The sequence below is a fragment of the Duganella sp. AC917 genome (genome assembly GCF_979258245.1).
Window position 1 is genome coordinate 1200838 of sequence record NZ_OZ409848.1, and the last position, 23195, is coordinate 1224032.

The following is a 23195-nucleotide window of genomic DNA, read 5'->3' on the forward strand; positions in this document are numbered from 1 at the left end:
TCGCGTGTTAAGGCTTGGAATCGAGCGCTGCGCTGGCGCCGCGCTGGACCTGGGCCGCCAGTTTGCTCAGCTTGTCGGCGTAGGCGGGATCGGTGGCGTAGCCGCCACGCGCAAGGCCGGTGGCGAAGGCGCGGGCGTCGTTGCCGGTGTTGAGCGCCGCCTGGTAGCGTGGATTGCTCGAAAGCATATCGGCGTAGTCGCGGAAGGCGCTGGCGGTGTCCGGATAGCTGCGGAAGCGCTCGGTCTTCTTCAGCATCGCGCCTTGCTCGTATTCGGTGGTGGTGGCAGACGCCACCGCGCCTTGCCAGTTGCCGCCGGCCTTGATGCCGAACAGGTTGTTCGTGTCGGCGCCGCCCTTGCGCAGCGGCAGCTGGCCCCAGCCCGATTCCAGCGCGGCATGGGCCGACACCACGTCCGGCGAGACGCCCAACTTGCTGCCGGTCTCTTCGGCCCAGGGCTTGATGGAGGCGAGGAATTGTTTCTGTAGATCGCTGTCGATGCCGCCCGCGTTGACGCCGTCAATGGCGCCGGTAGAGCGCTGCAACGCCATCGCTTGCAAGCTCATCGCCTGGGACGTGGCAGGCGAGGGCGTCTCGTCGCCAAAGCCGCCGCCGCCGTGGCTGATGAAAGTGGCGACATCCTGCTGCACCTGGCGGAAGGCCGAGCCGAAGGTGCCGGAGGATGAAGACGACGCAAAAGCGCCAACAGCCGCGACGGGGCGGCTGGAGGTCATGTTCGATACGGTGGCGGCGGTTGGGGCCGTCGCGGGCATATTGTTAAGCTGGCGCATAAAGTTGGTCCTCGCCATGCAGCACGCGCTGCATGATGCTGTGCTGTTCTAACAGCAAGTCGCTATTGCGCTTGCTGAGACGCTTGCATTCAACCACCATGGTTTCCAGCGTCTTCCAGTCGGACTCTATTTTCTCCCGGGCAGCATTTTTCAGCAAGGCAAATGCCTGAGCCATGTTGGCAGTTGGACCAAGTAAACGTTGCGCAAGCGCAACGCGCTCGGCGCGGCGGTCCTGCAAGGTGTCGACCAGGGCCGAAATGGCATCCGCCACCTGGCCCAGTTGCGCGCCCTGGTGGCGCAACGCGGCCTGGAACTGCTGCTCGAGCAAGTCCTGCAGCGCCGGGTAGGCCCGCAAATCTTCGGCGATGCCGGCCAGCAGCGCGCGCATGGCGTCCTGACGCGGCATGGCGGCGATTTTCCGGGCACCCTCGTTCACCGCAGTATTGACCGCAGTGCTCACCGTAGTGCTCACTTCTCGCTCCCGTGGAAGCGCTGGATCAGGCCGGCAAGCTTGGCCGGGTCGAACGGCAGTTCGCCCTTGGCCAGCGCGTCGCGCAGCATGTCGACCTTTTCCTGGTCGATTTCGGGCATGTCGCGCATCGCCTGCAGCGCCGGCTGCATGACGGCCGACTGCAACGGCGCGGCGGCCGGCGCCGGCGCGGCGGCCTCGCCGGCCTCGACCGGCGCGGCGTCGGCCACGCGCTGGACGGTCATGCCGTCCGGAGTGGAGGTTGTGATTCGCATACGAGTGCCTCTGCTTGGCTTGGTTTCCATACGATGTCTTAAATGTTACCGCTTAATTGTTACCGCTGCGACCCGAATCGTGCTTCGGTGGCGCAGGCTGGCGCGGGGCGCTACCGCCGCCCAGCGAGTTGCGTAGTTTTTCCAGCAGGCTGCGGTCGGGCAGGGCGGTGTTGATGTCCTCGGTCAGCGGCACCGAGTTGTCGGGCATGCCGAACATCGCGGCGATGGTCTTGGCCTGCGCGGTCGTCAGAATCAGCAGTTCGATGCGGCGGTTGACGCCGGCGTCGACGCGCTTGGTGTCGAGCGGCGCGCGGTCGGCCATGCCCACCACCTGCAGCACCGATTCCGGATTCATGCTGCCGGCCAGCAGTTGCGCACGGGCCGACATGGCGCGGTTCGACGACAAGGTCCAGTTCGAGAACGCGGCGTAGCTGGTGTCCGCGTATTGCAGCGAATCGGTGTGGCCGACGATCAGCATCTGGTTTTCCATCTTCTTGAACAGCGGTCCCATCTTGCGTAACAGCGCGCGGAACTTGTCGGTCGGCACCGCGCTGCCGCGCACGAACATGCCCTGGCGGTCGGTGTCGTGCAGCATCACGCGCAAGCCGTAGGGCGTGATGATGGCTTCCAGGTTGGACGTCAGGCCGAACTCGGCGCTCATCTTGGTCAGCGCCTTCGACAGCGCGGCCAGGTCGGCCGGCGACTCGTACTTGACCTTGGCCGGCGTGGTGACCGGTTCCGGGTCCGGCTCGCCCTGGGCGTTCTTTTTCTCGCCCGGGTCGTCGCTGGTGCCGAAGTGCGGCATCGGATAGCGGTCGATCAGGCTGCCGCGCGGGCCGCCCACCTGTTGCGGCATGACGCCCTTGCCCTGGTCGGTCTTGGCGCCGTCGGCCTCGGTCAGGATCTGCTCGAGCGATTCGGTATTGCGGGCGGCCATCAGCCACAGCACCAGGAACAGGCACATCAACGCCAGACAGAAGTCGGCGAACGCTACCTTCCAGGCGCCGCCGTGGTCGTCGTGTTTGTGCTTGCCGCCACCGCGCTTGACGATGGTCTGGTCATGCGCCTTGTCATGCGGCTTTAGCACCACGGCCTCCACGACGTGAGCTGTCATCGGCTGGTTCGCTGTCGCGGCCTTCCAGGTCGTTGATCCAGCGTTCAAGCTGGGCGAAGCTCGGCTTGATGTTGAGCGGCACCAGGCGGCGGCCCGAGTCGATCGCCAGCAGCGCCGGCTTGCCGGCGACGTGCGTCACCAGCACCACCTTGACGGTTTCCTTGTTGGACGCTTCCTGGCTGACGAGCTGTTTCATCATGTTGCACAGCGGGTCGATCAGGCCGTAGCACAGGAAAATACCGATGAAGGTACCGACCATGGCCGCGCCGACGTGCTCGGCGATCTCGCCCGAGGTCGCGCCTTCGCTGACGGTGTTCATGGTGATCACGATGCCCAGCACGGCGGCCAGAATACCGAAGCCCGGCATCGCCTCGCCGATCTTGCCGAGCGACTTGGCCGGCTGTTCGAGCTCGGTGTGCAGCGCTTCCAGCTCCTGGTCCAGCACGCCCTCGAGTTCGTGGGCGTTGATTTTGCCCATGGCCATCAGGCGGAAGTTGTCGACGATGAAGGCGAGCAGCTTGGGTTCGTCGAGCACGCGCGGGTAGCGCTGGAACAGCGGGCTGTCCTTGGGCGCCTCGACGTGGGCGTCGAGCGCCTTGAGGCCGCCGGCGGCCAGTTGCAGCAGCTCGTACATCAGCAACAGCAATTGACGCTGGAATTCCGAGTCGTACTTCTTGCGGGTGATGATTTTTTTAATTTGCGTCATCATCTCCTTGAGCACGTGACCGGGGTTGCCGATCACAAGCGCGCCGAGGCCGGAACCGGCGATAACGATCAGCTCGATCGGCTGCCAGATCTGATGGAACGCGCCGCCCATCATGAAAAAGCCGCCGAAGACGCTGCCTAGAACGATGAGGATGCCGACTAGTTGCTGCATGATGATTCGCCTTTCCGCGTCATATATTTATTCTTTCCGTCCGGCCTGAATGGTTCAGGCTTGCAGTACGGCTTTCATTTTGCCCAGCGCCGCCTTGTTGAGCTGACAGACGCGGGCGTCGGTCAGGTCCAGCACGGCGGCGATTTCTTTGTAGCTGAGCTCGAACTCGTAATACATTTGCACCACCCGCTGCTCGCGCTCGTCCAGGCTGCGCAGCGCCTGCTCCAGGCTGCGACGCACCATTAGCTGGTCCTCCGGGCTGGGCGAGCTTTCGTTGCTCACGCTGTCCTGCAGGATCTCGTCGAAGCTGGCGATCAGCTCGGCGTTCTCGTCGAGCTGGTAGGCCTGGTAGGCCTCGGCCGTCAAGCCCAGGCCGGTCGTGATCTCCTGCTCGCTGGGCTCGCGGCCGAGCTTGCGGGTCAGCGCGCGCACGGCGTCGCGCAGCTTGTGGCTTTGCTGGCGCACCGCGCGCGGGCGCCAGTCCTGGCGCCGCAATTCGTCGAGGATGGCGCCGCGGATGCGCAGGCTGGCGTAGCTGCCGAACCCGCCGTCGGGTTCGCCGTAGCGGCGCAGCGCCTCCAGCAGTCCCATCAGGCCGATCTGCTCCATGTCGTCGCGGTCGATGGCGCCGGCCACCTGCGAATTGAGCTGGCGCACAATGCGTTTGACCAGCGGCGCGTAGGCAAGCAGATACTTTTGCTCGTCGGCCGCACTGTGCATGACCGGCGCCTTGCCGTCCTCACTGTAGCCTTCGGCATAAGTTTCCGCATACTGCTCTGTGTAGGCCATGCCCGCTCCACTCGTGTTCATGCCAGGGTCGGCTTACTCGATGATGAGCTTGCCGATCATGACTTCGGAAAATGGTTTTTCCCGGCCTTCATGTTCATACGTATCGTCGAACGCCTTGTTCAGCTCGTTCGCGAACTGGTCGATCGTCATCACTTGCGCGGTCGCCATCGGCAGGTTCGACAAGGTGCGCACGGCAACGCTGCGCAGCATCGGCAAGTGTTCCTTGGCTTCCTTCTCCTGCTTGGCGTTGGTGGTGATCACCAGGTCGGCCGACATGTAGTGGGCCGCGGTGTCGGTGGGCACCCGCTTGAGCATGATGATGACCTTGTCGACCGTCAGGTATTTCGGCGGCGTTTCATCCTTCTTCTCTTCCTTCTTGGCCTTTTTGGCCTTCGCTTCCTTGCCGTCCTTGCCATCCTTGCCGTCGTGCGCTTCGGTCGCCGCCTCGTCGCCCTTGGACATGTACCATACCGCGCCACCGGCCACGGCCGCGCCGACCACCGCCACCAGGGCGAACGCGACAATCATTTTCATGTTCTTCATCTACTTGTTACTCCTGCTCGGACGTCATGGCAAAGAGGGAGGCGGCGCCGTCCTCGGAGAGCGCGCGGCCCGGGTTGCGGCCATCGTTCTGGTCGCGCTGCTGGCCGTTGCGCCCGCCGCCGTCCTGGGCCTGCGCCTGGGCGCGGCTCGACGACACCGTCACGGCGACATCGCTGAACTGGCGGGTCGACAAGTCCTGGCGCACGCTGTCGCCGATGGTGTTGAGCTGGCGCAGCACTTCGCTGTTGTTGGCCGACAGGTTCACCTGCAGCGACCCGGCGCTGTGTCGGATCGAGATCTCGATGCTGCCCATGTTTGGCGGTTCGAGGCGGATCACCGCGTGGTCGTTGTTGCGTTGCAGATTGACCTGCAGGCGCTCGCCCAGCGCCTGGCGCAGCGGCTGCTGCCATTGTTCCGGCGTGCCGGCCAGCTTGACGGTGGCGGCCGACGCCGGTGTCGCCGGCACGGCGGTGGTCACGCCGGCGGTGGTGGCGGCGGGCGCGGCGGCCGTGGTGCGGCTTTCGTCCTTGGCCACGGTGGCGGTGGCCAGCGGCGCGGCGTCGGCCGGCCGGCTGGCGGCGGTTTCGGCGCCGCGTGGCGGGGTGCGGGTGGCGCTGGCCGTTTGCGGGACGGCGGCGTCGGCGGTCGTTGCCGGCGCCGGCATGGCGGCGTCGGGCGCATCGGTCTTGGTTTGCTGGGCGAGGGCGCCCTGAACGGCGGCGCCGGCGACAGTGTTGGCGTTCTGGACGGTGGCGGCCGACGCTTGCAACTGGGCGGCGGCGGCATCGGCGGCGGCCTGCTGCGGCGCGACGACGTTGACGGCGACGCTGGCGGCGGCCAGGTTCAGGCGGGTGGCCGAGTTGCTCAGCGTGGACACGGCACTGACCGTCTCGCCACGGGCGTTGGCGGCCAGGGCCAGCGTGCCGCCCGGGGCGGCGCCGGCGTTGAGCATCGAAGTGATCATGGCCGGCAGCGTATCGGTACTGGCGCTGGCGACGGCGCCGTCGGTGTTGGCGTCTTTGGTGTTGTTGGCATCTGCGGCGGGCGCGGCGGTAGCGCCGTCGTCGGTGCCGGTGTCGGCGGACGCCAGGTCCGCCAGCGTGAGAATTTGCGCAAACGGCGCCGCCACCGGGGCGTCGGCGCTCGCTTCGTCGGCCGCTTCGGCGCTCTGATCTGTCTTGCCGGACTGCGTGGTCTTAGCCGCTTGCGCGCTTTTGGCCGGGGCCGGGCTGAACACCGATCGGGCCGGCGCGGCCCGGCCGCTGCCGGCGTCCGCCGCCGCCGCGTTGCGGTTGGCTGTCTGCTTTGCGGGAGCGGCGCTGTCGGCGGCGCGTTCCGGCAGGCGGCGATTGGCCGCGACCGGCGTGGTGAAGTCGGCTTTGGCGGCCTGGTCGGCCTTGTCGGCGGCGCTGGCGTGGTTGACGCGGTTCATCGTGATGCTCATGCTTGAATTCCGTTTTCTGCTTGTTCGCTGTCGAGGGCGTAGGCCAGCCACCCCTCCTTGTTTGCCTGCATTTCGTTCAGACGGCGCCCCAGGTCTTCGGTGGCGAGGTCGCAACGGCGCACAGCTTGCTGATGCATTTGGTGCAAAGCGGACAAGGCGGCCCGTTCGGCGCCGCTCCATTTGCCCTGCGCCGCCATTTGCGGCAAGGTCGACGCCACCAGCGTGTTCAACGCCGCCAGCAGCTTCCAGTCCTCGGCGGCGATGGCGGCGCTCATTTTCTTTGCCATCTGCAACAACGTCGCTTGCCTATCCATTTTTGGCCTGTACGCCCAGCCAGCCTTTTTTGATGGTCGTCAGCAAAGTCGTCACCTCGTCGATGATGGCCGGGTCGAGGCTGACGCCGGCGGTGTAGAGCCGCCCGGCGCAGTAGTCGTACAGGCGGCCGAGGTTTTCGACGACCTCGCCGCCGTTGTCGAAGTCGAGCGAGCTCGACAGACCGTTGATGATGTCGGTGCACTTGTTCAGGCTGATGGCCTTGAGCTCGTAACGCTTGCCGGCGATATGGCCGCGCGCGCGCGCCAACTCCTCGAGCAAGCCGTCGGTCAGCACCAGCACCAGCTCGATCGGCGAGGCCCGTGCGACCTGGGCGTCCAGATTGGTGGAGTGGTAACTGCTATAAGCTTCATGGTTCAACATAAGGTTCACCGTACGGGTAAGTATCCGCGGCACGATTGCCGCGGCGATAAGGGTTGTGCTAGTTGCTGCTGTCGGACGAGAACATCGCCGTGAACATGTTCGACGTCGAGGTCATCGACCCCTGCAAGGTCTGCAGCGCGGTAAATTGCGCCAGATACCGTTCGTAGGCATTGGTGAACTGGTTTTCCAGGGTCGCCAGGCGCGCCGTGACGTCGGTTTGCTGCTTGGTCGCCACCTGTTGGCGGGCGCCGATGTAGCCGTTGCTGACGTTGGTCCAGCCGGACACCAGCTTGTTCATCGTGCCCAGCACGCCGGTACCGGTGGCGCCGGCGATGCCGGTCTTGCCGAACAGCGTGTCGAGCGCGGCCGGATTGGCGCCGACGGTCTTGTTCAGGCGGGCGGTGTCGAGCGTGAGCATGCCGTCGCGTCCTGCCGAAATGCCGAAGTTGATCAGCGACTGGCCGCCGGTGGCTGCGCGCAGCGCCGAGCCCAGGCGGTCGCGCAACGACGCCACGCCGGCGTCGCCGTGCAGCGCGGCGTCCGCGCCCTCGGCGCCGTCGGTGCCGGCGCTGGTCACCGTGTTCATCACGGTCAGCAGCGCGTTGTAGGCGGTCACGAACGCCTGGACGTTGGCGGCCGTGCCGCTGCTGTCGGGGGCCACCGTCAAGGTCACCGGCGCGGCATTGGCGGCCTGCGCCTGGGTGACGGTGATGCTGACGTTGTCGATGGCGCTGATGGTGTTGGACGCCTGCTCGATCTTGGTGCCGTTCTGGCCGCCGATCCAGACGATGGCGTTGCTCGCGGCGCTGAGCACGGTTTTGGCCGACAGGTCGCCCTGCAGCGCCGGGTCGCCCAGGCCGCTGACGTCGATCGACGCCACGGCATTGTCGGCGCCGGTCTTGGTCGATGTCAGCACCAGCTTGGAGACGCCGTTGATCGTCATCGTCGAGGCCGAGACGCGCGAATTGTTGGTGGCGGCCACATTGATGGCGGCGGCGATTTCCTTGGCGCTGAGCTTGCCGTCGACGTCGCTGTCGGCGTTGGTCAGCGAGACCTGGAAGGTCGAGCCGTCGGCCAGCGCGATGTTGAGCGAGCCGGCATTGGTGGCGGTGCTGTCGGCAACGTTGTACGACACCTGGCCGGCGGTGGCCAGTTGCTCGACGTAGAACGAATACGTGCCGGACACGGCCTTCGAGTTGGCGCTGGCGCTGGCGACGGCCGGGTTGCTCATCGTCGCCGCGTTGGCCGTCACCGTCTTGGTGCCCGAGGTCAGGCCCGACAGCGCGCCCTGGAACGCGCTCAGCGCCGAGCCGAGCGTCGTCAGCGCGCCCGACGTGGCCTTGGCCAGCGCCGCTTGCGCGTCCAGGATCGCCTTGGTCGGGGCCACATAGGCGTTGGCGAGGTTGGTCGCGGTGGTTTTCGGGTCGTAGGTCGGACTGCTGATGACTGCCATGATCTTGCTCCTGGAAAGGATGAATGAAGTGTACCTTGATACAAGGCGACCCTAATCGTTTCCGTATGAAAATATTTCTAACTTTTTTTTAGGTGTTGCAAATGTGTCGCGACGGGCGTGGAATGTGTCATTAAGCTCATCAATGACGCCGCGACAACAGATTTGGCAAGGCGCTAAGATTACACGGGCGCTTTCTGTCCGCGCAGCCAGGCCTGGGTGGCCAGGTCGTCGTGTTGCTTGCGCTCCTTGGCGTCCTGTTCCTTCAACACCACCTTCTGCTGGGTCACCAGCACCTTGCCCAGCACCTCGCGCTTGGCCCAGGCCGCGTTGAGCGCCTTTTGCGACACCGCCATGTCGGCCTCGTGCATGTGCAGGTCGAGCCGGTGGCTGTCGGCCATCTGCATCACGGCCTGTTTGTAGTCGCCGCAGTTGCCGGCCAGCGCGGGGTGCAGATTGCCGCTGGCGCCGCTGTTGGTGTACAGCCCGGTCAGGCGGTCCAGGTTTTTCTGATAGCGGTCGCGCAAGTTTTGCTTTTCCGCCATCTCGGTCTGCAGACGCTCGACCTCGGTGTTGCGCAGCGCGACCAGCGTGGTCAGGTTGCGGATATTGTGGTGGCTCATGTCATCAGCTTTTCAAGTTCACTTACGCACGGCGCGAACGGCGCTTCTTCCTTGGTACCCTGGCACAGAAAATCTTCCACTTTCGGGTGCAGCATGACCGCCTTGTCGGTGATCGGATCGGCGCCCGGCACGTACGCGCCCAGCGGGATCAGGTCGCGCACGCGGTTGTGGCGGGCCATGCTCGACTTGAGCGCGCGCGCGGCCAGCATGTGTTCCTGCGTGATGACCTGGCTCATGCAGCGGCTGATGGAGGCGCCGATGTCGATCGCCGGATAGTGGCCGCGCTCGGCCAGCTCGCGGGTCAGCACGATGTGGCCGTCCAGCACGGCGCGGGCGGTGTCGACCACCGGGTCCTGCTGGTCGTCGCCCTCGGCCAGCACGGTGTAGATCGCGCTCATCGAGCCGGTCTGGTTTTCGCCGTTGCCGGCCGATTCGACCAGCTGCGGCAGCGCCGAGAACACCGACGGCGGATAGCCCTTGGTGGCCGGCGGCTCGCCCAGCGCCAGCGCCACTTCGCGCATCGCCATCGCGTAGCGCGTCAGCGAATCGACCAGCAGCAGCACGTTCTTGCCCTGGTCGCGGTAGTGGGCGGCGATCGAGTGGCACAGTTCGGTTGCCATGATGCGCATCAGCGGGCTTTCGTCGGCCGGCGCGATCACCAGCACCGCCTTGGCCAGGCCGTCCTTGCCGAGCGACATGTCGACAAATTCGCGCACCTCGCGCGAGCGCTCGCCGATCAGGCCGACGACGACGACGTCGGCCACGGTCTGGCGGGTCATCAGGCCCAGCAGCACGGACTTGCCGACGCCGGAGCCGGCCATCAGGCCGACACGCTGGCCCTTGCCCAGGGTGAGCATGGAATTGATGGCGCGCACGCCGACGTCGAGCGGCTCGGTGACGGGTTTTTTCTTCAGCGGATGGACGCGCGGCGGTTGCGACTCGAGCGGAAAGTCGCCGCTGAGCTTGCCCAGGCCGTCGATCGGTTCGCCCAGGCCGTTGACCATGCGGCCCAGCCAGCTCGAGCCGATCTGCAGGCTGACTTTTTCGGCCGACGGCAGCACGCGGGCGCCGGTGGTCAGGCCGACCGCTTTTTTGAACGGCATCAAAAAGGAAAGCTTGTCGCGGAAGCCAACGACCTGGGCGTCGAGCCATTCGCCGCCGACTGTCTCAATCTGGCAACGCTGGCCGGTGTGCATCGGACAGCCGACCGCCTCGAGCAGCAGCCCGGACGCGCCGACCAGGCGGCCCGTCGGGGTCGCCATGGGCACGGAGCCCAGCTCGAGATTGCGTAACGCGTCAGCGATCACTCTTCGGTCTCCGTATCGTCGCCGCCATCGGCCGCCTGCAATTGATTATCGACCTGTTCCATGACAGCGGCAAGACGTTGATGACATCCGGCATCGACTTCGTTATCGCCAGCCTTGATGCGGCACTCGCCCACTTCCAGGCGGGCGTCGGGGATCAGGTTCCAGCGCTTGGAACGTTTCGGATCGAGTTCGGCGATGCGCTTCAGTTCTTCCGGGTTGAGGAAGACGTCGATCTCCTCGCGCGTCGGTGGCATCGATGCCAACGTTTCCTCGACCAGGGCCATCAGCTGCACCGGCTGCAACGCCAGCTCGGCGCGGATCACCTGGCGCGCCACCTTGGCCACCAGGTCGACCACTTCCTTGCGCTGCGCGGCGCGGTAGTCCGAGCGCAGTTTTTTCAGGCTCTTGAGCATGGCGTCGACCGGGCGCGCCATCTGGTCGTAGGCGACCAGGGTTTCGTGGCGGCCTTCCTCGCGGCCCTGTTCCTGGCCGGCGGTGCGGCCGGCTTCGAAGCCGTCCTCCTGGCCGCGCGCCATGCCGATCTCGTAACCGTCGCGCTGGCCTTGTTCAAACCCTTCGCTGACCGACGCCGCCCACTGGGCGCCGCCGTCGCCGCCCTGGCCGTGGCTCTGCGCCACGGCGCGCTGGTGCGCCATCGAGGTGAACTGGGCCAGCGGCGGAAAGCGGTAGGCGCGGAACTGCTTCATTCGACCACCTGTTCGGCGAACAATTGAATCTCGATCTCGCCGCCGTCGGCCAAGGCCTTGACGGTGGCCATGATCTCCTGGCGGGTCTGCTCGATGCGCGACATCGGCATCGGGCCGGCGCGGCGCATCATGTCCTCGAAGGCCTGGGCCTGGCGTTTCGGCATGGTCTTGAGGATGGCGTCGCGGATCGACACTTCGGCGCCCTTGAGCGCGATCGCCCATTGTTCCAGCGGCACTTCCTCGATGATGCGGGTGATCGCCACTTCGGACTGGTTGCCGAGGATGAAGAAGTCGTACATCGACAGTTCGATCTGGGCCACCACCTCCGGATCATGGGCGCGCAGCAGTTCGACCATCTGCGCGCGGTTGCCCGGCAGGCGGTTGAGGATCTCGGCGGCCTGGCGGATGCCCTCGACGCTGGTGCTTTGCGAGTCGAACGAGCTCAGGCAGCGCACCACCAGCTCGTCGAGCTCCTGCAGCAGGTCGCGGTCGATCTCGTCGAGGCGCGCCAGGTTCAGCAGCACCAGGTCGCGGCCCTCCTGCGGCAGCGCGTCGATGATCTGGCCGGCCAGCGCCGGCGGCAGGAAGGCCAGGAACACCGATTGCATCTGCACGTGTTCGTTGGAGATGTATTCGGCCAGCCACTTCGGCGAGGCCCACTGCAGGCGCGCCATTTTCGGGCGCAGCTCGTCGCCGTAGATGTTGTTGAGCACCGTGTTGGCGAGGTCGCCGCCCAGCGCCAAATCAAGCGAGCGCTTGAGGTAGCTGCGCGAGGCGCCGTGCACGCCGGATTGCTCGCGGTAGTCGTCAAAGAAGGTCTGCATCGCCGCCTTGACGGACTCGACCTTGATGCCGCTCATGCGCGACATCACTTGCGTGACCTCGATCAGCTCCTCGCGGCTCAGGCAGCGCAGCACGGCCGCGGCCGGCTCCTCGCCTATGCTCAGCAAGACGATCGCGGCCTGTTCCACCGGCGACAGCTTGGTGGCGTGGGCGTATTCGGACTCGTCGGAGTCCTGCGGTTTATTGAGTTCGGCCATTTTTCTGCATCCATTGTTTAACGACTTCGGCTACGCGTTCCGGTTCCTTGGCGGCCAGCACCTTGAGGTGGTCGACCATGACATCGACCGCCGAGCCCGGTGGCGGCAGATCGTAGTTCTCCAGCAGCGGCACCACCGGCATGCCCGGCTGCGCCGAACCCGGCAGGGCAGGGGCGCCCGGCGTGCCCGGCGCGGCGCCCGGCAGCGCCGGCAGCACGCCGTCCTTGGCATCCTTGGCTTCCTTGGCCGCGGCCACGGCGGCCGCTTCGGCGGCGCGGCGCTCGGCGGCCACGCGCTGCAATTCTTTCGGATCGGGCGTGAAGCGCACCGTCACCAGGCGCAGCAGCGGACGCAGTATCAACAGGTAGCCCAGCAGCAGGCCGACGCCGTAGATCACGTAGGAGCTGATGTCGACGATGTTGTCGCGCTCTTCCCACCATGGCGTCACGGCCGCTTTCGGCGGGAAGTTCATGGCCGACACCACCAGCTGGTCGCCGCGCTCGGCGTTGATGCCCAGGCCGTTGCGCAGGATTTTGTCGATGTTGGCGATCTCGGCAGCGCTCCAGCCGGTTTTCGGCGTCGGCGCGGCGGCCTGCGCCAGCACCACGGCCACGCTGAGTTTTTGCAGGCGTCCACGGCTGCGCTTGGTCTGGGTGATGCTGCGGTCGTAGGCGTACTGGCGCGTGGTGGCGTTCTTGCGCGCGGTGCCGTCGCCGGCGCTGGCCGGATCGGTGGCCGGCTTGGCGGCGTCGGCCGGATTCGGGTTGGCCGGCGGCGGCCGGTTCGACAAGGTGCCCGGCACGCCCATCGTCATGCGGTTGCGGTCCTGCTCCTCGCGCATCGCCTCGCTGGTCACTTTCGGATCGGCGCCGAATTTCTCCACCGTCTCCTCGATCTTGTCGTTGTCGACGGCGGCCATCACGCTCAGGCGGAAGTTGTCGTCGCCGATCACCGGACCGAGCAGGTTCTTGACGTTGGCCTTGACCTCGTCCTGGATGCGCTTGCCGTTTTCGTTGCTGGCGCTGCCGGCGTCGAAGCCCTCGGTCAGGTCGATGTGCGACGACAGCAGGTTGCCGGTCTGGTCGACCAGGCTCACGCGCTGCGGGTTGAGGCTGGCGACGCTGCCGGCCACCATGTTGACGACGGCGGCGATCGCTTCCGGCTGCAGGGTGCGGCCCGGCTTGAGCGCCACCACCACCGAGGCCGACGATTTGTCGCCGTCGGACGACACGAACGAGGTCGACTTGGCGATCGACAGGTGCACGCGGGCATGCGCGATGGCGTCCATGGTCATGATCGATTGCGCCAGCTCGCCTTCCAGGCCGCGGCGGAAACGCACGTCCTGGACGAACTGCGACACGCCCAGCGGGTCGTTCTTGTCCATCAGTTCCAGGCCGGCCGGCAGCTGGGCGGTGACGCCCTTGGCCGCCAGCAGCATGCGCACCTTGCCCAGCATCGACGCCGGCACCAGCACCTGGCCGCTCTCGGGATGCAGGCGGTAGGGGATGTGGTCGGTGTCGAGCACGGTCATCATGTCGGACGCCGAGACTTTTTCGCGCGCGCCGAAGACCGGCTTGTAGCCGGACTGGTCGTTCCAAAGGTACATCAGCACCAGCGCCGTCACGCCGATCGCCAGCAACAGCAGCGGATACAGGTTCTTGAGCAGGTTCGGGGGCAGCGACATGGCGGCCGGGCTGGTGCGCCAGCGACCAAAGGCGGTCTTGATGGTGTTGATCACGGTAAGGGCTTTCGCGTTGTGGGTGCGCGGTTACTGGGGCGGTGCGGTTACAGCGGCAGCTTGATGAGTTCGTCGACGGCGCCCATGACTTTATTGCGCACTTGCATCAGCATCGAGAACGACAGGCTGGCTTCCTGGCTGGCCAGCATGGCGCCGACCAGGTCGTCGCTCTTGCCGGCGTCGACATCGGCCATTTTCTGGCCGGCGGCGGCGTCGCCGTCGTTGACCTTGCCGATCGCGTCCTTCATCGACTGGGCGAACGAAAAGCCCGGGTTGGCCTCGGCGCCCAACTGGCCGAACTGGCCGGGCTGGCCGCCGAACTGGGCCGCCGGCGCGATGGCGCTGCTGCCCAGCGTCTGGGCGGCGTTGGTCAGCGACGCCAGGTCGGCCTGAATCAGGCTGGAGAATCCATTACTCATGCTTGTTACCTCCTGTTGCGTGCGACCCGGCGGCTTGTGTGCCGCCCCGGTCCCACCTGTCTACCATATCCAGATTGCCCGTATGCAGCAAGCCCGGCGTGATCGAAGCGTTGATTGCCGGGGTGTGCCGCGTGGTCTCTATTGCGTTCGTGCTACACATCCGGTTTGCATGTCACAGTCTTGTATGAAAAACAGCGAGCGCGGTGTCGGAATAGCCCTGGTGCATTGCACTGCGGCAATTGTGTCGGGCGGTGGTGTGCGGCGGGAAAATGTCACGTTTTGATCGTACCCAGATTAAATGTTTGCGTTGCCAATTTCGGATCTCCTGAAAAGTGTTTTCCTGGAGTAAATACCGTTATAAATCATTCACTAAGGGCCGTTTGTTCATGTTTGTTGCATTGCAGCGATTGCTCTATGAGGCTGCGTTCAGCTTACCGGGTAGCAATATTCTTGTAAAGGTTTATTTGCCCTACGTAAACATCATGCGACAAAACTTGTCCCATAGCAATAATGTGAATTTTCATGTAGACTGCGACTAGCGATCCCGTACTACTTTCCGTTATGCTGTTGCACGGGGCCAAATTTTGCGCTGGGAATAGACCAGTTTTTAGCTGGATAGTGCGATGATGGAGCCGTATGAAGAATTATCCGACCTGGCCATAACATGACAACCACAAAACAGAGTGCGCACCATCAGGTACTGGACCCCTGCTTGCTGGGCCGTCCGGTGCACTTGCTGCACATCTTCGCGGCCCAGTTGCGCGACGACCTGACGCAGGCCATGCGGCTCAATATGAACCGCCGCTATTGGGGCGCGTTCCGGGTCGAGGACGTGCAGTTCACCCGCTTCGACGGCGCCCAGCGCGGACGCTGGTTGAGTTTTGCGGCCCCGGCCGGCCAAATTTCCTTTTCGCTCGAGCGTAAAGTGTTGCTCAGCGTACTCAACTTCCGTTATGGAAGTAGCGGCAAGTCCGACAATGCACCGGTTGCCGTCGATGAAAACACGGTGCGCGTGACCGCCACCGAAGAGCGCCTGGCTGTGGTTTTAGGGCAACAACTGGCCGGCACACTGGCCGGGCGCATCGAACTGAATTTGCCGGTGATCGACAAGGCCCCGCCCGCCGACGGCGAGCAGGACGCGGCCGACACCGGCTTCAAGCCGGCCCCCGGCGCGCCGCCGCCCAAGGGCAACTGGACCATCGCCGTCACGCTGGCCGACAACGTCAGCGGCGCCACCGGGCAGTTCTGGTTCGCGCTCGACAAGGCGCTGATGGCCAGCGTGTTGCGCGGCCTGTTGCGCGACCGCGACGGCGCCAAGAAACCGCAGGCCGCGCCGCCGCTGGCGCAGCGCCTGCAGGTGGGGCTGACGGGCCGTTTGGCCAGCAAGGAAGTGATGCTGGGCGTCTTGTACGATTTGCAGGTTGGCGATGTCATCCCCATCAGCCTGAGCAGAGCCGACGTCCTGCTCGAGGATTCCCGGCTGTTCACCGCGGCCGTGACCGAGCACAAGGGCAAACTCTGTCTAACCTCCTTTGAAGATGTTGAATAAACATGATGAACATGAACGTAGCCAATCCAACTGACGCCTTGCTGGAAGACCTGTCCGAGGAAATGATCATCGACCAGGTTGGCACCGAGCTGGCCGAGGTGCCGGCCGCCGCGCCGCGTCGCGACCTGCCGGCGATGATGCGCAAGATTCCGGTGACGTTGACCCTGGAGGTCGGCTCGGCGCGCATCTCGCTGCAGGAACTGATGGCGATCGGCCCGGACAGCGTGGTCGAGCTCGACGTGCTGGCCGGCGAGCCGCTGGTCATCAAGGTCAACGGCACCGCCATCGGCCGCGCCGAAGTGGTGGTGGCCGGCGAAAACTACGGCCTCAAAGTCATCGACCTGGACGGCCTCAATCTCGACATGATGACTTCATGACCCGGAGTGTGACGACGCTGCGGCGCCGGCCCGCCGCCGGGGCCTCGGCCGTGGTGGCGATCGGACTTGGTTTGACGTTGGCGCTGGCCGCGGGCGCCGCCCAGGCGGTCGATTTGCTGGCCAATGTGGTGCCGGGCGCCAAGACCGAATTGACGGTCAAGATGCAAATCCTGATCGTCATGACCTTGCTGGGCCTGCTCCCGGTGATGGTCATGATGATGACCAGCTTTACCCGTTTCGTGATCGTGCTGTCGTTGCTGCGCCAGGCGCTGGGCCTGCAGCAGGGCTTGCCCAACCGCGTGATCACCGGCGTCGCCCTGATCCTGACCCTGCTGGTGATGCGCCCGATCGGCGACCAGATCTGGACCGACGCCTTTGTGCCGTACGACCAGGACAAGATCAGCCTGGAGACGGCGCTGCAGATCGCCGAAAAACCCATTTCCCGTTTCATGCTGGCGCAGACCAGCAAGGCCGCGCTGCAGCAGATCGCCCACCTGGCCGGCGAGGACAAGGTCGCCACGCCGGCCGAGCACGCCTTCACCGTCAAGCTGGCCGCGTTCGTGCTGTCGGAGTTGAAGACCGCGTTCCAGATCGGCTGCATGTTGTTCATTCCGTTCCTGGTGATCGACCTGGTGGTGTCGTCGGTGCTGATGGCGATGGGCATGATGATGCTGTCGCCGCTGGTCATCTCGCTGCCGTTCAAGCTGTTGCTGTTCGTGCTGGTCGACGGCTGGACCCTGACCGTCAACACGCTCGTGACCAGCGTGCAGGCGTATTAGCTGTATTAGATGTATTGAATAGTGGATTGAGATAGGCCAACCCATGCTGACTCCCGAAGTTGCCGTCGACCTGGTGGTCGAATCGCTGCACATCGTCATGCTGCTGGTGATCCTGCTGGTGGTGCCGGGCCTGATCATGGGCCTGCTGGTGGCGCTGGTGCAGGCGGCCACGCAGATCAACGAACAGACGCTCAGTTTCCTGCCCAGGTTGCTGGTCACCCTGCTGGCCATCATTTTGATGGGCCGCTGGATGGCCGGCTACCTGATGGATTTCTGCGTCTCCATTTTCACCCGCGCCGCCACCCTGGTCGGCTAGCGGCGCTCGCCCCGACAACCCCGACATGGAACCGGTCCTGGCCCAGCTGCTGCCGATGCTCACCGCCATCTGGTGGCCGTTTTGCCGCATCCTGGCGATGTTCATCGGCGCCCCGGTGCTGGGCGAGGCGGTCACGCCGGTGACGGTGCGCATCCTGATCGCGCTGGTGCTGTCGGTGCTGATGCTGCCGGCCACCGGCGGCGTCGGCGGCTACAACATCGACCCGTTCTCGATGCACGGCGTGGTCGCCACCATCGAGCAGGCGCTGATCGGCTTCGTGCTCGGGCTGGCGTTCCACTTCGCGATGTCCGTCATCGGCGTGCTCGGCTTCATGGTGTCGTCGCAGATGGGCTTTTCGATGGCGGTCATGAACGACCCGATGAACGGCCAGTCGTCGGACGTGGTCTCGGCGCTGCTGTCGGTGCTGTCGATCATCGTGTTCTTCGCCATCGACGGCCACCTGGTGATCTCCAACATCATCGGCCAGAGCTTCCGCGCCTGGCCGCTGGGGCAGGGCTACTCGCCGATGCTGCTCAACGCGGTGGCCTACAACGTCGCCTGGATCTTCTCGGCGGCGATGCTGCTGGCGATCCCGATCGTGTTTTCCACGCTGGTGGTGCAGCTCGGCTTCGGCTTTTTGAACCGGGTCGCCCCCAGCCTGAACCTGTTCGCGCTGGGCTTTTCGGTGATCACCATCTTCGGGCTGATGATGCTGGCCGAAGTGGTGCGCTTCATTCCCGAGCATTACGTGCGCATGACCAACCAGGTGCTGGAGCTGATCCGCCAGCAGATGCAGGTGGCCGCCAATGGCTGACAATAGCAGCGGCGACAAAACAGAAAAGGCTTCACAACAGAAGCTGAAAAAGTCGCGCGACGAAGGCCAGGTGGTCCGTTCGCGCGACCTGTCGACGGCGATCGGCATCCTGGTGAGCCTGAAGCTTTTTGTCTACCTGTTGCCCACCTATATGGCCGAGTTCCACGAAATCTTCCACCAGAGCTTTGCGCCGTTCGACAGCACCGGGTCGATCGACAACGCGATGTCGACCGTGTTCGGCAGCGCCATGTGGTTGTTCATCAAGATGGTGCTGCCGCTGTTTGTTGTGCCCTTGTTCATCGTGCTGGGCGCGATGGTGCCGGGCGGTTGGGTGATGAGCACCAAGCACTGGGCGCCCAAGCTGAGCCGCATGAGCCCGGCCGCCAACCTGGGCCGGCTGTTCGGCGGCAAACACGCCTTCGAGCTGCTGGTGTCGATCGCCAAGGCCGGCGTGCTGATTTCCGTGCTGATCCACGTTGCCCGCTCGACGGTGAAGGATTACACGCAGCTGCAGCACATGCCGATGGGGCTGGCGATGATGAACGGCTCGAACCTGATGCTCGACAGCCTGATGGCGCTGATCGCCGTGTTCGTCATCTTCGCGCTGATCGACGTGCCGGCGCAGGCCTTTTTCTTTGCCAAGCAGCAGCGCATGAGCAAGCAGGACCAGAAGGAGGAGCACAAGTCGACCGAGGGCCGGCCCGAGGTGAAAGGGCGCATCCGCCAGCTGCAGCGCGCGCTGGCGCGCAACAGCGCCCGCAAGACCGTGCCCAGCGCAGACGTTGTCATCGTCAACCCGGAGCACTATGCGGTCGCGCTCAAGTACGACCACGACCGCGCCGAGGCGCCGTACGTGGTGGCCAAGGGCGTCGACGAGATGGCGCTCTACATCCGCCAGATCGCCACCGAACACAAGATCGAAGTGATGGAGCTGGCGCCATTGGCGCGCGCCATCTACAACACCAGCCAGGTCAACCAGCAGATCCCGGTGCAGCTGTACCAGGCGGTCTCGCAGGTGCTGAACTATGTGCTGCAACTGAAAGCATTCCGTACCGGCCGGCGCCCCGCGCAGCCGGCGTATCCAACTGAAGTCGTCGTACCAACATCCATGAGCGAGGTTAAGCAGTCATGAATTTTTTCCAGCGGTTGATCGCCGAAGCGCGTCGCCACAAGTTCGCCACACCGATATTCCTGTTGGTGATCCTGGCGATGATCATCCTGCCGTTGCCGCCTATCCTGCTGGACGTGATGTTCACGTTCAACATCGTACTGGCCCTGATCGTCATCATGGTCGCCGTCTCGGCCAAGCGGCCGCTGGACTTCTCGGTGTTCCCGACGGTGATCCTGGCCACCACGATGCTGCGGCTGACGTTGAACGTGGCCTCGACCCGGGTGGTGCTGCTGCACGGCCATGAAGGTACGGCCGCGGCCGGCCAGGTGATCGAAGCGTTCGGCGAGGTCGTCATCGGCGGCAACTACGTGGTCGGTATCGTGGTGTTCGTGATCTTGATGATCATTAACTTCATGGTGGTGACCAAGGGCGCCGAGCGGATTTCGGAAGTGTCGGCGCGCTTCACCTTGGACGCCTTGCCGGGCAAGCAGATGGCCATCGACGCCGACCTCAACGCCGGCCTGATCAACCAGGAAAAGGCCCAGGCGCGGCGCAAGGATGTCGCCGCCGAGGCCGACTTCTACGGCGCCATGGACGGCGCCTCCAAGTTCGTGCGCGGCGACGCCGTCGCCAGTATCCTGATTCTGATCATCAACATGGTCGGCGGCGTGGCGATCGGCGCCATCATGCAGGACATGTCGTTCGGCGACGCCTTCAAGCAATACGCGCTGCTGACCATCGGCGACGGCCTGGTGGCGCAGATCCCGGCGCTGCTGCTGTCGGCCGCCTCGGCCATCCTGGTCACCCGCATCTCGGACTCGGGCGACTTCGAGAAGCAGGTCGGCGACCAGGTGCTGACGTCGCCGCAGGTGATGTTCAGCGCGGCCGGCATGATGATCATCCTGGCCGTGGTGCCGGGCATGCCATGGCAAATGTTCACCCCGTTCGCGCTGGTGCTAGCCTATGTGGGCTGGAAGCTGGGGCAGGTGGTCAAGGCGCCCGACACGTCCGGCATCGACGCCATCGAGGCGGCGCTGCGCGACGACCGCGCGCCCGAGCTCGACTGGCACAGCCTGCCGGCGGTGCAGCAGTTGCAGCTCGCGCTGGGCTACAAGCTGGTCGGCCTGATCGACAAGACGCACGGCGAGCCGCTGACCAAGCGGGTGCGCGGCGTGCGCCAGAGCCTGTCCGAATCGATGGGCCTGCTGCTGCCGCCGATCATCGTGCGCGACGACCTCGGCCTCAAACCGACGCAGTACTCGGTGATGCTCTCGGGCAGCGTGGTGGCCCAGGCCGAAGTGTTTGCCGACCGCCTGATGGCGATCCCGTCGCCCAATATTTACGGCCAGATCGATGGCATCCCCGGCATCGAGCCCGCCTACGGCATGCCGGTGACGTGGATCGAGACCAGCGAAAAGGCCAACGCGCTGGGGCTGGGCTACCAGGTGGTCGAGACGCCAAGCGCGATCGCCACCCATTTGTCCAAGCTGATCCGCGAATACCTGCCGGAGCTGTTCCGGCACGAGGACGTGCCGGCGCTGATGGACCGTCTGACGGCGCTGTCGCCCAAGCTGGCCGCGTCGCTGGACAAGGCGCTGACGCACACGCAGATGCTGCGGGTGTTCCGCGTGCTGCTGGCCGAGAACGTCTCGTTGAAGGACATCGTGCCGATCGCCACCACATTGGTCGACAGTTCCGAGACCACCAAGGACCCGATCCTGCTGGCGGCCGAGGTGCGCTGCGCGCTGCGGCGCCAGATCGTCACCGGGCTGTTCGGGCAAAGGACCGAAATGCTGGCGTTCAACCTCGGCGGCGACCTGGAGAACATGCTGCTCGGTTCGTTGAACCAGGCGCGCCAGGGCGGCAAGGTCGTACTCGACAACTACCCGATCGACCCGCACCTGCTGGCGCAGTTGCAGGTCAATATGCCGGTCGCGCGCGAGCAGATGAAGCAGCAGGCCACGCCGCCGCTGCTGCTGGTGCTGCCGCAGATCCGGCCGCTGCTGGCGCGGTACGCGCGCCTGTTCGCGCCGGGCCTGCACGTGCTGTCGTACAACGAGATCCCCGAGAACCGCGAAGTGAGCATCATCGGCACCGTCGGTTGAACGGGGGGGGCAGGTATACCATTTCTACACGGGCTGGTGGGTAACCGCCCATGCGCGCGTCACGGCGGTGTACGCCGGCGAGTTTCAGCTGGCGTGGCAGGCGTCCGCGCGGTAAAAGTAAAAATTCCCCAGCGCGATAAACGGCGTCGCCGCGCCGACCTTGTAGGTCAGCTCGCGGCGCTGCTCGTTGTAGGCCGCCAGCGCGCCGATCTTGCTGCGCAACTGCACCTTGGCGATGTCCGACGGAAAGGGCGCCGTCCCGCCCAGGGTTAAGGTCAGCATTCCAGTCTGCCCGTCCTGGCGCCATGTGCCCGGCTGGTAGAACTGGAAACCACCCTTGAAGGCGACCGTGCCGTCCGATTGCATCACCATGCAGATCGCCGGATATTCCGCCGCCGGACTTTCCCAGACATGCACCGCTTTGGGCGCCGGCGTTTGAAGGGCGCAACCGCCAAGCGCGGCCAGCAGCAGTGCGGGATAAACGTAAGCTTTCATATTCCTCATTTGACGAAAAGCGTCCAGGCCAAGCCGGCCAGTCCGCAGGCTACCACGACCTGGATCACGCCGCGCTTGTAACGGAACAGCGCTGCGCCGGCCGCCAGCCCGATCAGCGCGGACGGCCACTCGAAGGCGCCGCCCCAGCCGGCCGGCCACAGGGTATGCCAGGCGAAAAACAGCGCCAGGTTGACGATGACGCCGACCACGGCGGCGGTGATGCCGGTCAGCGGCGCGGTGAACTTGAGATTGCCGTGGGTCGATTCGATGAACGGTCCGCCCAGCAAAATGAACAGGAACGACGGCAGGAAGGTGAACCAGGTGACCACCGCCGCCGCCACCGCGCCCGACAGCAACAGCGCGCCGCCGCCGAAGATGGCGGTGTTCCAGCCGCCGGCGAATCCGACATACGACACCACCATGATCAGCGGCCCCGGCGTGGTCTCGCCCAGCGCCAGGCCGTCGATCATTTGCGCCGCGCTGAGCCATTGGTAGTGCTCGACCGCGCCCTGGAACACGTACGGCAGCACCGCGTAGGCGCCGCCAAAGGTCAGTAGCGCCGCCTTGGTGAAGAACCAGGCCATGCGCGTGAGCACGGCGTCGGTGCCGAACACGGCGATCAGCGCGCCCATGGCGCCCAACCACAGGGCCAGGTGCGCCAGCAGCACGATGCCGAAACGGCGCCAGCTGAACAGCGCGTGGGCCGGCGTCGGCGTGTGGTCGTCGATCAGCGCCGGGCCGGCCGGCGCGGCTGCTTTGCCGTGGCCGCCAGCGCCGTGGAAGCGCTGCGGCGCGTAGCGTCCGCCCAGGTAGCCGGCCAGGCCGGCGGCCAGCACGATCAGCGGGAACGGGATCGCCAGCACGAAGATCGACAGGAAGGCGGCCGCTGCGATCGCCCACAGCCATCGGTTTTTCAGGGTGCGCGAGCCGATACGCCAGGCCGCATGCAGCACCAGCGCGGTGACTGCCGGTTTGATGCCGTAGAACAGTCCGGACACGGCCGGCGTGTGGCCGTACGCCATATACATCCACGACAGGCCGATCAATATAAACAGCGATGGCAGCACGAACAGCACGCCGGCGGCCATGCCGCCCCGCGTGCGGTGCATCAGCCAGCCGATGTAGATCGCCAGCTGCTGCGCCTCGGGACCGGGCAGCACCATGCAGTAATTCAGCGCGTGCAGAAAGCGCTGTTCCGAGATCCACCGGCGCCGTTCGACCAGCTCCTGGTGCATGATGGCGATCTGGCCGGCCGGTCCGCCAAAGCTGATGAAGCCCAGCTTGAGCCAATACAGGAAAGCGGCGCCGAAGCCGACCGCTTGCGGCGCCGCTTCGACGGGGCGGTGTTCGATGTCTTTTGCGCTCATG

26 protein-coding genes are annotated in these 23195 nt (G+C 65.1%); 7 read left to right on the plus strand and 19 right to left on the minus strand.

Annotation, left to right across the window (positions count from 1 at the left end; translation table 11 throughout):
• Positions 1-7 precede the first annotated feature (7 nt).
• From ACZ0BA_RS05365 to ACZ0BA_RS05445, 17 genes are all read right to left on the minus strand, one after another.
• Entirely contained in the window at positions 8-790 is a 783-nt protein-coding gene (locus tag ACZ0BA_RS05365; RefSeq protein ID WP_463450298.1) for a glycoside hydrolase family 73 protein, read from the minus strand.
• Positions 777-1262, minus strand: a complete 486-nt coding sequence (gene flgN, locus ACZ0BA_RS05370) for a flagellar export chaperone FlgN (RefSeq protein ID WP_463450299.1) — start codon at positions 1260-1262, stop codon at positions 777-779. The genes ACZ0BA_RS05365 and flgN overlap by 14 nt, the downstream gene beginning before the upstream one ends.
• Positions 1259-1534 (minus strand): flagellar biosynthesis anti-sigma factor FlgM, encoded by a 276-nt coding sequence (flgM, locus tag ACZ0BA_RS05375; protein ID WP_463450300.1) that lies wholly within the window; start codon positions 1532-1534, stop codon positions 1259-1261. The genes flgN and flgM overlap by 4 nt, the downstream gene beginning before the upstream one ends.
• A gap of 52 nt (positions 1535-1586) precedes the next feature.
• On the minus strand, positions 1587-2648 hold the full coding sequence (locus tag ACZ0BA_RS05380) for a flagellar motor protein MotB (protein WP_463450301.1): 1062 nt from the start codon (positions 2646-2648) through the stop codon (positions 1587-1589).
• Entirely contained in the window at positions 2605-3525 is a 921-nt protein-coding gene (gene motA, locus ACZ0BA_RS05385; RefSeq protein ID WP_463450302.1) for a flagellar motor stator protein MotA, read from the minus strand. Before motA ends, ACZ0BA_RS05380 begins: the two co-directional genes overlap by 44 nt.
• A gap of 54 nt (positions 3526-3579) precedes the next feature.
• On the minus strand, positions 3580-4314 hold the full coding sequence (locus tag ACZ0BA_RS05390) for a FliA/WhiG family RNA polymerase sigma factor (RefSeq protein WP_463450303.1): 735 nt from the start codon (positions 4312-4314) through the stop codon (positions 3580-3582).
• Between the two features lie 33 nt (positions 4315-4347).
• Complete coding sequence (locus ACZ0BA_RS05395) at positions 4348-4857, minus strand: flagellar basal body-associated FliL family protein (protein WP_463450304.1); 510 nt, start codon at positions 4855-4857, stop codon at positions 4348-4350.
• A gap of 7 nt (positions 4858-4864) precedes the next feature.
• Positions 4865-6301 (minus strand): flagellar hook-length control protein FliK, encoded by a 1437-nt coding sequence (locus ACZ0BA_RS05400; RefSeq protein WP_463450305.1) that lies wholly within the window; start codon positions 6299-6301, stop codon positions 4865-4867.
• Complete coding sequence (locus ACZ0BA_RS05405; RefSeq protein WP_463450306.1) at positions 6298-6615, minus strand: hypothetical protein; 318 nt, start codon at positions 6613-6615, stop codon at positions 6298-6300. The genes ACZ0BA_RS05400 and ACZ0BA_RS05405 overlap by 4 nt, the downstream gene beginning before the upstream one ends.
• Positions 6608-6997 carry a flagellar export chaperone FliS gene (gene fliS, locus ACZ0BA_RS05410; protein ID WP_463450307.1) on the minus strand — a complete coding sequence of 130 codons (390 nt, stop codon included), beginning with the start codon at positions 6995-6997 and terminating at the stop codon, positions 6608-6610. Before fliS ends, ACZ0BA_RS05405 begins: the two co-directional genes overlap by 8 nt.
• Before the next feature lie 58 nt (positions 6998-7055).
• The gene (fliD, locus tag ACZ0BA_RS05415) at positions 7056-8450 is read right to left on the minus strand and encodes a flagellar filament capping protein FliD (protein ID WP_463450308.1); all 1395 of its coding nucleotides are present in this window, start codon (positions 8448-8450) and stop codon (positions 7056-7058) included.
• A 179-nt stretch (positions 8451-8629) separates the two neighbouring features.
• Positions 8630-9070 (minus strand): flagellar export protein FliJ, encoded by a 441-nt coding sequence (gene fliJ, locus ACZ0BA_RS05420; protein ID WP_463450309.1) that lies wholly within the window; start codon positions 9068-9070, stop codon positions 8630-8632.
• Complete coding sequence (fliI, locus tag ACZ0BA_RS05425; RefSeq protein ID WP_463450310.1) at positions 9067-10377, minus strand: flagellar protein export ATPase FliI; 1311 nt, start codon at positions 10375-10377, stop codon at positions 9067-9069. The genes fliJ and fliI overlap by 4 nt, the downstream gene beginning before the upstream one ends.
• A complete protein-coding gene (gene fliH, locus ACZ0BA_RS05430) occupies positions 10374-11084 on the minus strand; it encodes a flagellar assembly protein FliH (protein WP_463450311.1) in 711 nt (236 codons plus the stop codon). Before fliH ends, fliI begins: the two co-directional genes overlap by 4 nt.
• Positions 11081-12124: a flagellar motor switch protein FliG gene (locus tag ACZ0BA_RS05435; protein ID WP_463450312.1), complete on the minus strand. Its 1044-nt coding sequence runs from the start codon at positions 12122-12124 to the stop codon at positions 11081-11083. The genes fliH and ACZ0BA_RS05435 overlap by 4 nt, the downstream gene beginning before the upstream one ends.
• Positions 12108-13862 (minus strand): flagellar basal-body MS-ring/collar protein FliF, encoded by a 1755-nt coding sequence (gene fliF, locus ACZ0BA_RS05440; RefSeq protein WP_463450313.1) that lies wholly within the window; start codon positions 13860-13862, stop codon positions 12108-12110. The genes ACZ0BA_RS05435 and fliF overlap by 17 nt, the downstream gene beginning before the upstream one ends.
• Before the next feature lie 47 nt (positions 13863-13909).
• The gene (locus ACZ0BA_RS05445; protein WP_463450314.1) at positions 13910-14281 is read right to left on the minus strand and encodes a flagellar hook-basal body complex protein FliE; all 372 of its coding nucleotides are present in this window, start codon (positions 14279-14281) and stop codon (positions 13910-13912) included.
• Positions 14282-14945: 664 nt separating this feature from the next.
• Here ACZ0BA_RS05445 and ACZ0BA_RS05450 point away from each other — a divergent pair.
• The 7 genes from ACZ0BA_RS05450 to ACZ0BA_RS05480 are packed head-to-tail and all read left to right on the plus strand — an operon-like array spanning position 14946 to position 21332.
• Positions 14946-15830, plus strand: coding sequence for a FliM/FliN family flagellar motor switch protein (locus ACZ0BA_RS05450; RefSeq protein ID WP_463450315.1), 885 nt, complete (start codon positions 14946-14948; stop codon positions 15828-15830).
• A gap of 5 nt (positions 15831-15835) precedes the next feature.
• On the plus strand, positions 15836-16207 hold the full coding sequence (locus ACZ0BA_RS05455) for a FliM/FliN family flagellar motor switch protein (protein ID WP_463450316.1): 372 nt from the start codon (positions 15836-15838) through the stop codon (positions 16205-16207).
• The gene (gene fliP, locus ACZ0BA_RS05460) at positions 16204-16986 is read left to right on the plus strand and encodes a flagellar type III secretion system pore protein FliP (RefSeq protein ID WP_463450317.1); all 783 of its coding nucleotides are present in this window, start codon (positions 16204-16206) and stop codon (positions 16984-16986) included. The genes ACZ0BA_RS05455 and fliP overlap by 4 nt, the downstream gene beginning before the upstream one ends.
• Before the next feature lie 43 nt (positions 16987-17029).
• On the plus strand, positions 17030-17302 hold the full coding sequence (locus ACZ0BA_RS05465; RefSeq protein ID WP_090313971.1) for a flagellar biosynthetic protein FliQ: 273 nt from the start codon (positions 17030-17032) through the stop codon (positions 17300-17302).
• A 25-nt stretch (positions 17303-17327) separates the two neighbouring features.
• On the plus strand, positions 17328-18116 hold the full coding sequence (locus tag ACZ0BA_RS05470; protein WP_463450318.1) for a flagellar biosynthetic protein FliR: 789 nt from the start codon (positions 17328-17330) through the stop codon (positions 18114-18116).
• Complete coding sequence (locus ACZ0BA_RS05475) at positions 18109-19248, plus strand: EscU/YscU/HrcU family type III secretion system export apparatus switch protein (RefSeq protein WP_463450319.1); 1140 nt, start codon at positions 18109-18111, stop codon at positions 19246-19248. Before ACZ0BA_RS05470 ends, ACZ0BA_RS05475 begins: the two co-directional genes overlap by 8 nt.
• Positions 19245-21332, plus strand: coding sequence for a flagellar biosynthesis protein FlhA (locus tag ACZ0BA_RS05480; protein ID WP_463450320.1), 2088 nt, complete (start codon positions 19245-19247; stop codon positions 21330-21332). The genes ACZ0BA_RS05475 and ACZ0BA_RS05480 overlap by 4 nt, the downstream gene beginning before the upstream one ends.
• A gap of 84 nt (positions 21333-21416) precedes the next feature.
• Here ACZ0BA_RS05480 and ACZ0BA_RS05485 read toward each other — a convergent pair whose 3' ends face one another.
• Positions 21417-21827: a hypothetical protein gene (locus ACZ0BA_RS05485; RefSeq protein WP_463450321.1), complete on the minus strand. Its 411-nt coding sequence runs from the start codon at positions 21825-21827 to the stop codon at positions 21417-21419.
• A gap of 5 nt (positions 21828-21832) precedes the next feature.
• Positions 21833-23194, minus strand: a complete 1362-nt coding sequence (gene chrA, locus ACZ0BA_RS05490; RefSeq protein ID WP_463450322.1) for a chromate efflux transporter — start codon at positions 23192-23194, stop codon at positions 21833-21835.
• Position 23195 lies beyond the last annotated feature (1 nt).

Coding starts and splice junctions, on each gene's coding strand:
- fliS (WP_463450307.1), bottom strand. CDS start 6,997: ATGTTGAACCATGAAGCTTATAGCAGTTACCACTCCACCAATCTGGAC.
- ACZ0BA_RS05480 (WP_463450320.1), top strand. CDS start 19,245: ATGAATTTTTTCCAGCGGTTGATCGCCGAAGCGCGTCGCCACAAGTTC.
- fliP (WP_463450317.1), top strand. CDS start 16,204: ATGACCCGGAGTGTGACGACGCTGCGGCGCCGGCCCGCCGCCGGGGCC.
- chrA (WP_463450322.1), bottom strand. CDS start 23,194: ATGAGCGCAAAAGACATCGAACACCGCCCCGTCGAAGCGGCGCCGCAA.
- ACZ0BA_RS05485 (WP_463450321.1), bottom strand. CDS start 21,827: ATGAAAGCTTACGTTTATCCCGCACTGCTGCTGGCCGCGCTTGGCGGT.
- ACZ0BA_RS05395 (WP_463450304.1), bottom strand. CDS start 4,857: ATGAAGAACATGAAAATGATTGTCGCGTTCGCCCTGGTGGCGGTGGTC.
- ACZ0BA_RS05450 (WP_463450315.1), top strand. CDS start 14,946: ATGACAACCACAAAACAGAGTGCGCACCATCAGGTACTGGACCCCTGC.
- ACZ0BA_RS05435 (WP_463450312.1), bottom strand. CDS start 12,124: ATGGCCGAACTCAATAAACCGCAGGACTCCGACGAGTCCGAATACGCC.
- fliD (WP_463450308.1), bottom strand. CDS start 8,450: ATGGCAGTCATCAGCAGTCCGACCTACGACCCGAAAACCACCGCGACC.
- fliH (WP_463450311.1), bottom strand. CDS start 11,084: ATGAAGCAGTTCCGCGCCTACCGCTTTCCGCCGCTGGCCCAGTTCACC.
- ACZ0BA_RS05365 (WP_463450298.1), bottom strand. CDS start 790: ATGCGCCAGCTTAACAATATGCCCGCGACGGCCCCAACCGCCGCCACC.
- ACZ0BA_RS05455 (WP_463450316.1), top strand. CDS start 15,836: ATGAACATGAACGTAGCCAATCCAACTGACGCCTTGCTGGAAGACCTG.
- ACZ0BA_RS05445 (WP_463450314.1), bottom strand. CDS start 14,281: ATGAGTAATGGATTCTCCAGCCTGATTCAGGCCGACCTGGCGTCGCTG.
- motA (WP_463450302.1), bottom strand. CDS start 3,525: ATGCAGCAACTAGTCGGCATCCTCATCGTTCTAGGCAGCGTCTTCGGC.
- ACZ0BA_RS05475 (WP_463450319.1), top strand. CDS start 18,109: ATGGCTGACAATAGCAGCGGCGACAAAACAGAAAAGGCTTCACAACAG.
- ACZ0BA_RS05470 (WP_463450318.1), top strand. CDS start 17,328: ATGGAACCGGTCCTGGCCCAGCTGCTGCCGATGCTCACCGCCATCTGG.
- ACZ0BA_RS05390 (WP_463450303.1), bottom strand. CDS start 4,314: ATGGCCTACACAGAGCAGTATGCGGAAACTTATGCCGAAGGCTACAGT.
- flgM (WP_463450300.1), bottom strand. CDS start 1,534: ATGCGAATCACAACCTCCACTCCGGACGGCATGACCGTCCAGCGCGTG.
- ACZ0BA_RS05405 (WP_463450306.1), bottom strand. CDS start 6,615: ATGGATAGGCAAGCGACGTTGTTGCAGATGGCAAAGAAAATGAGCGCC.
- ACZ0BA_RS05465 (WP_090313971.1), top strand. CDS start 17,030: ATGCTGACTCCCGAAGTTGCCGTCGACCTGGTGGTCGAATCGCTGCAC.
- ACZ0BA_RS05380 (WP_463450301.1), bottom strand. CDS start 2,648: ATGACAGCTCACGTCGTGGAGGCCGTGGTGCTAAAGCCGCATGACAAG.
- fliJ (WP_463450309.1), bottom strand. CDS start 9,070: ATGAGCCACCACAATATCCGCAACCTGACCACGCTGGTCGCGCTGCGC.
- ACZ0BA_RS05400 (WP_463450305.1), bottom strand. CDS start 6,301: ATGAGCATCACGATGAACCGCGTCAACCACGCCAGCGCCGCCGACAAG.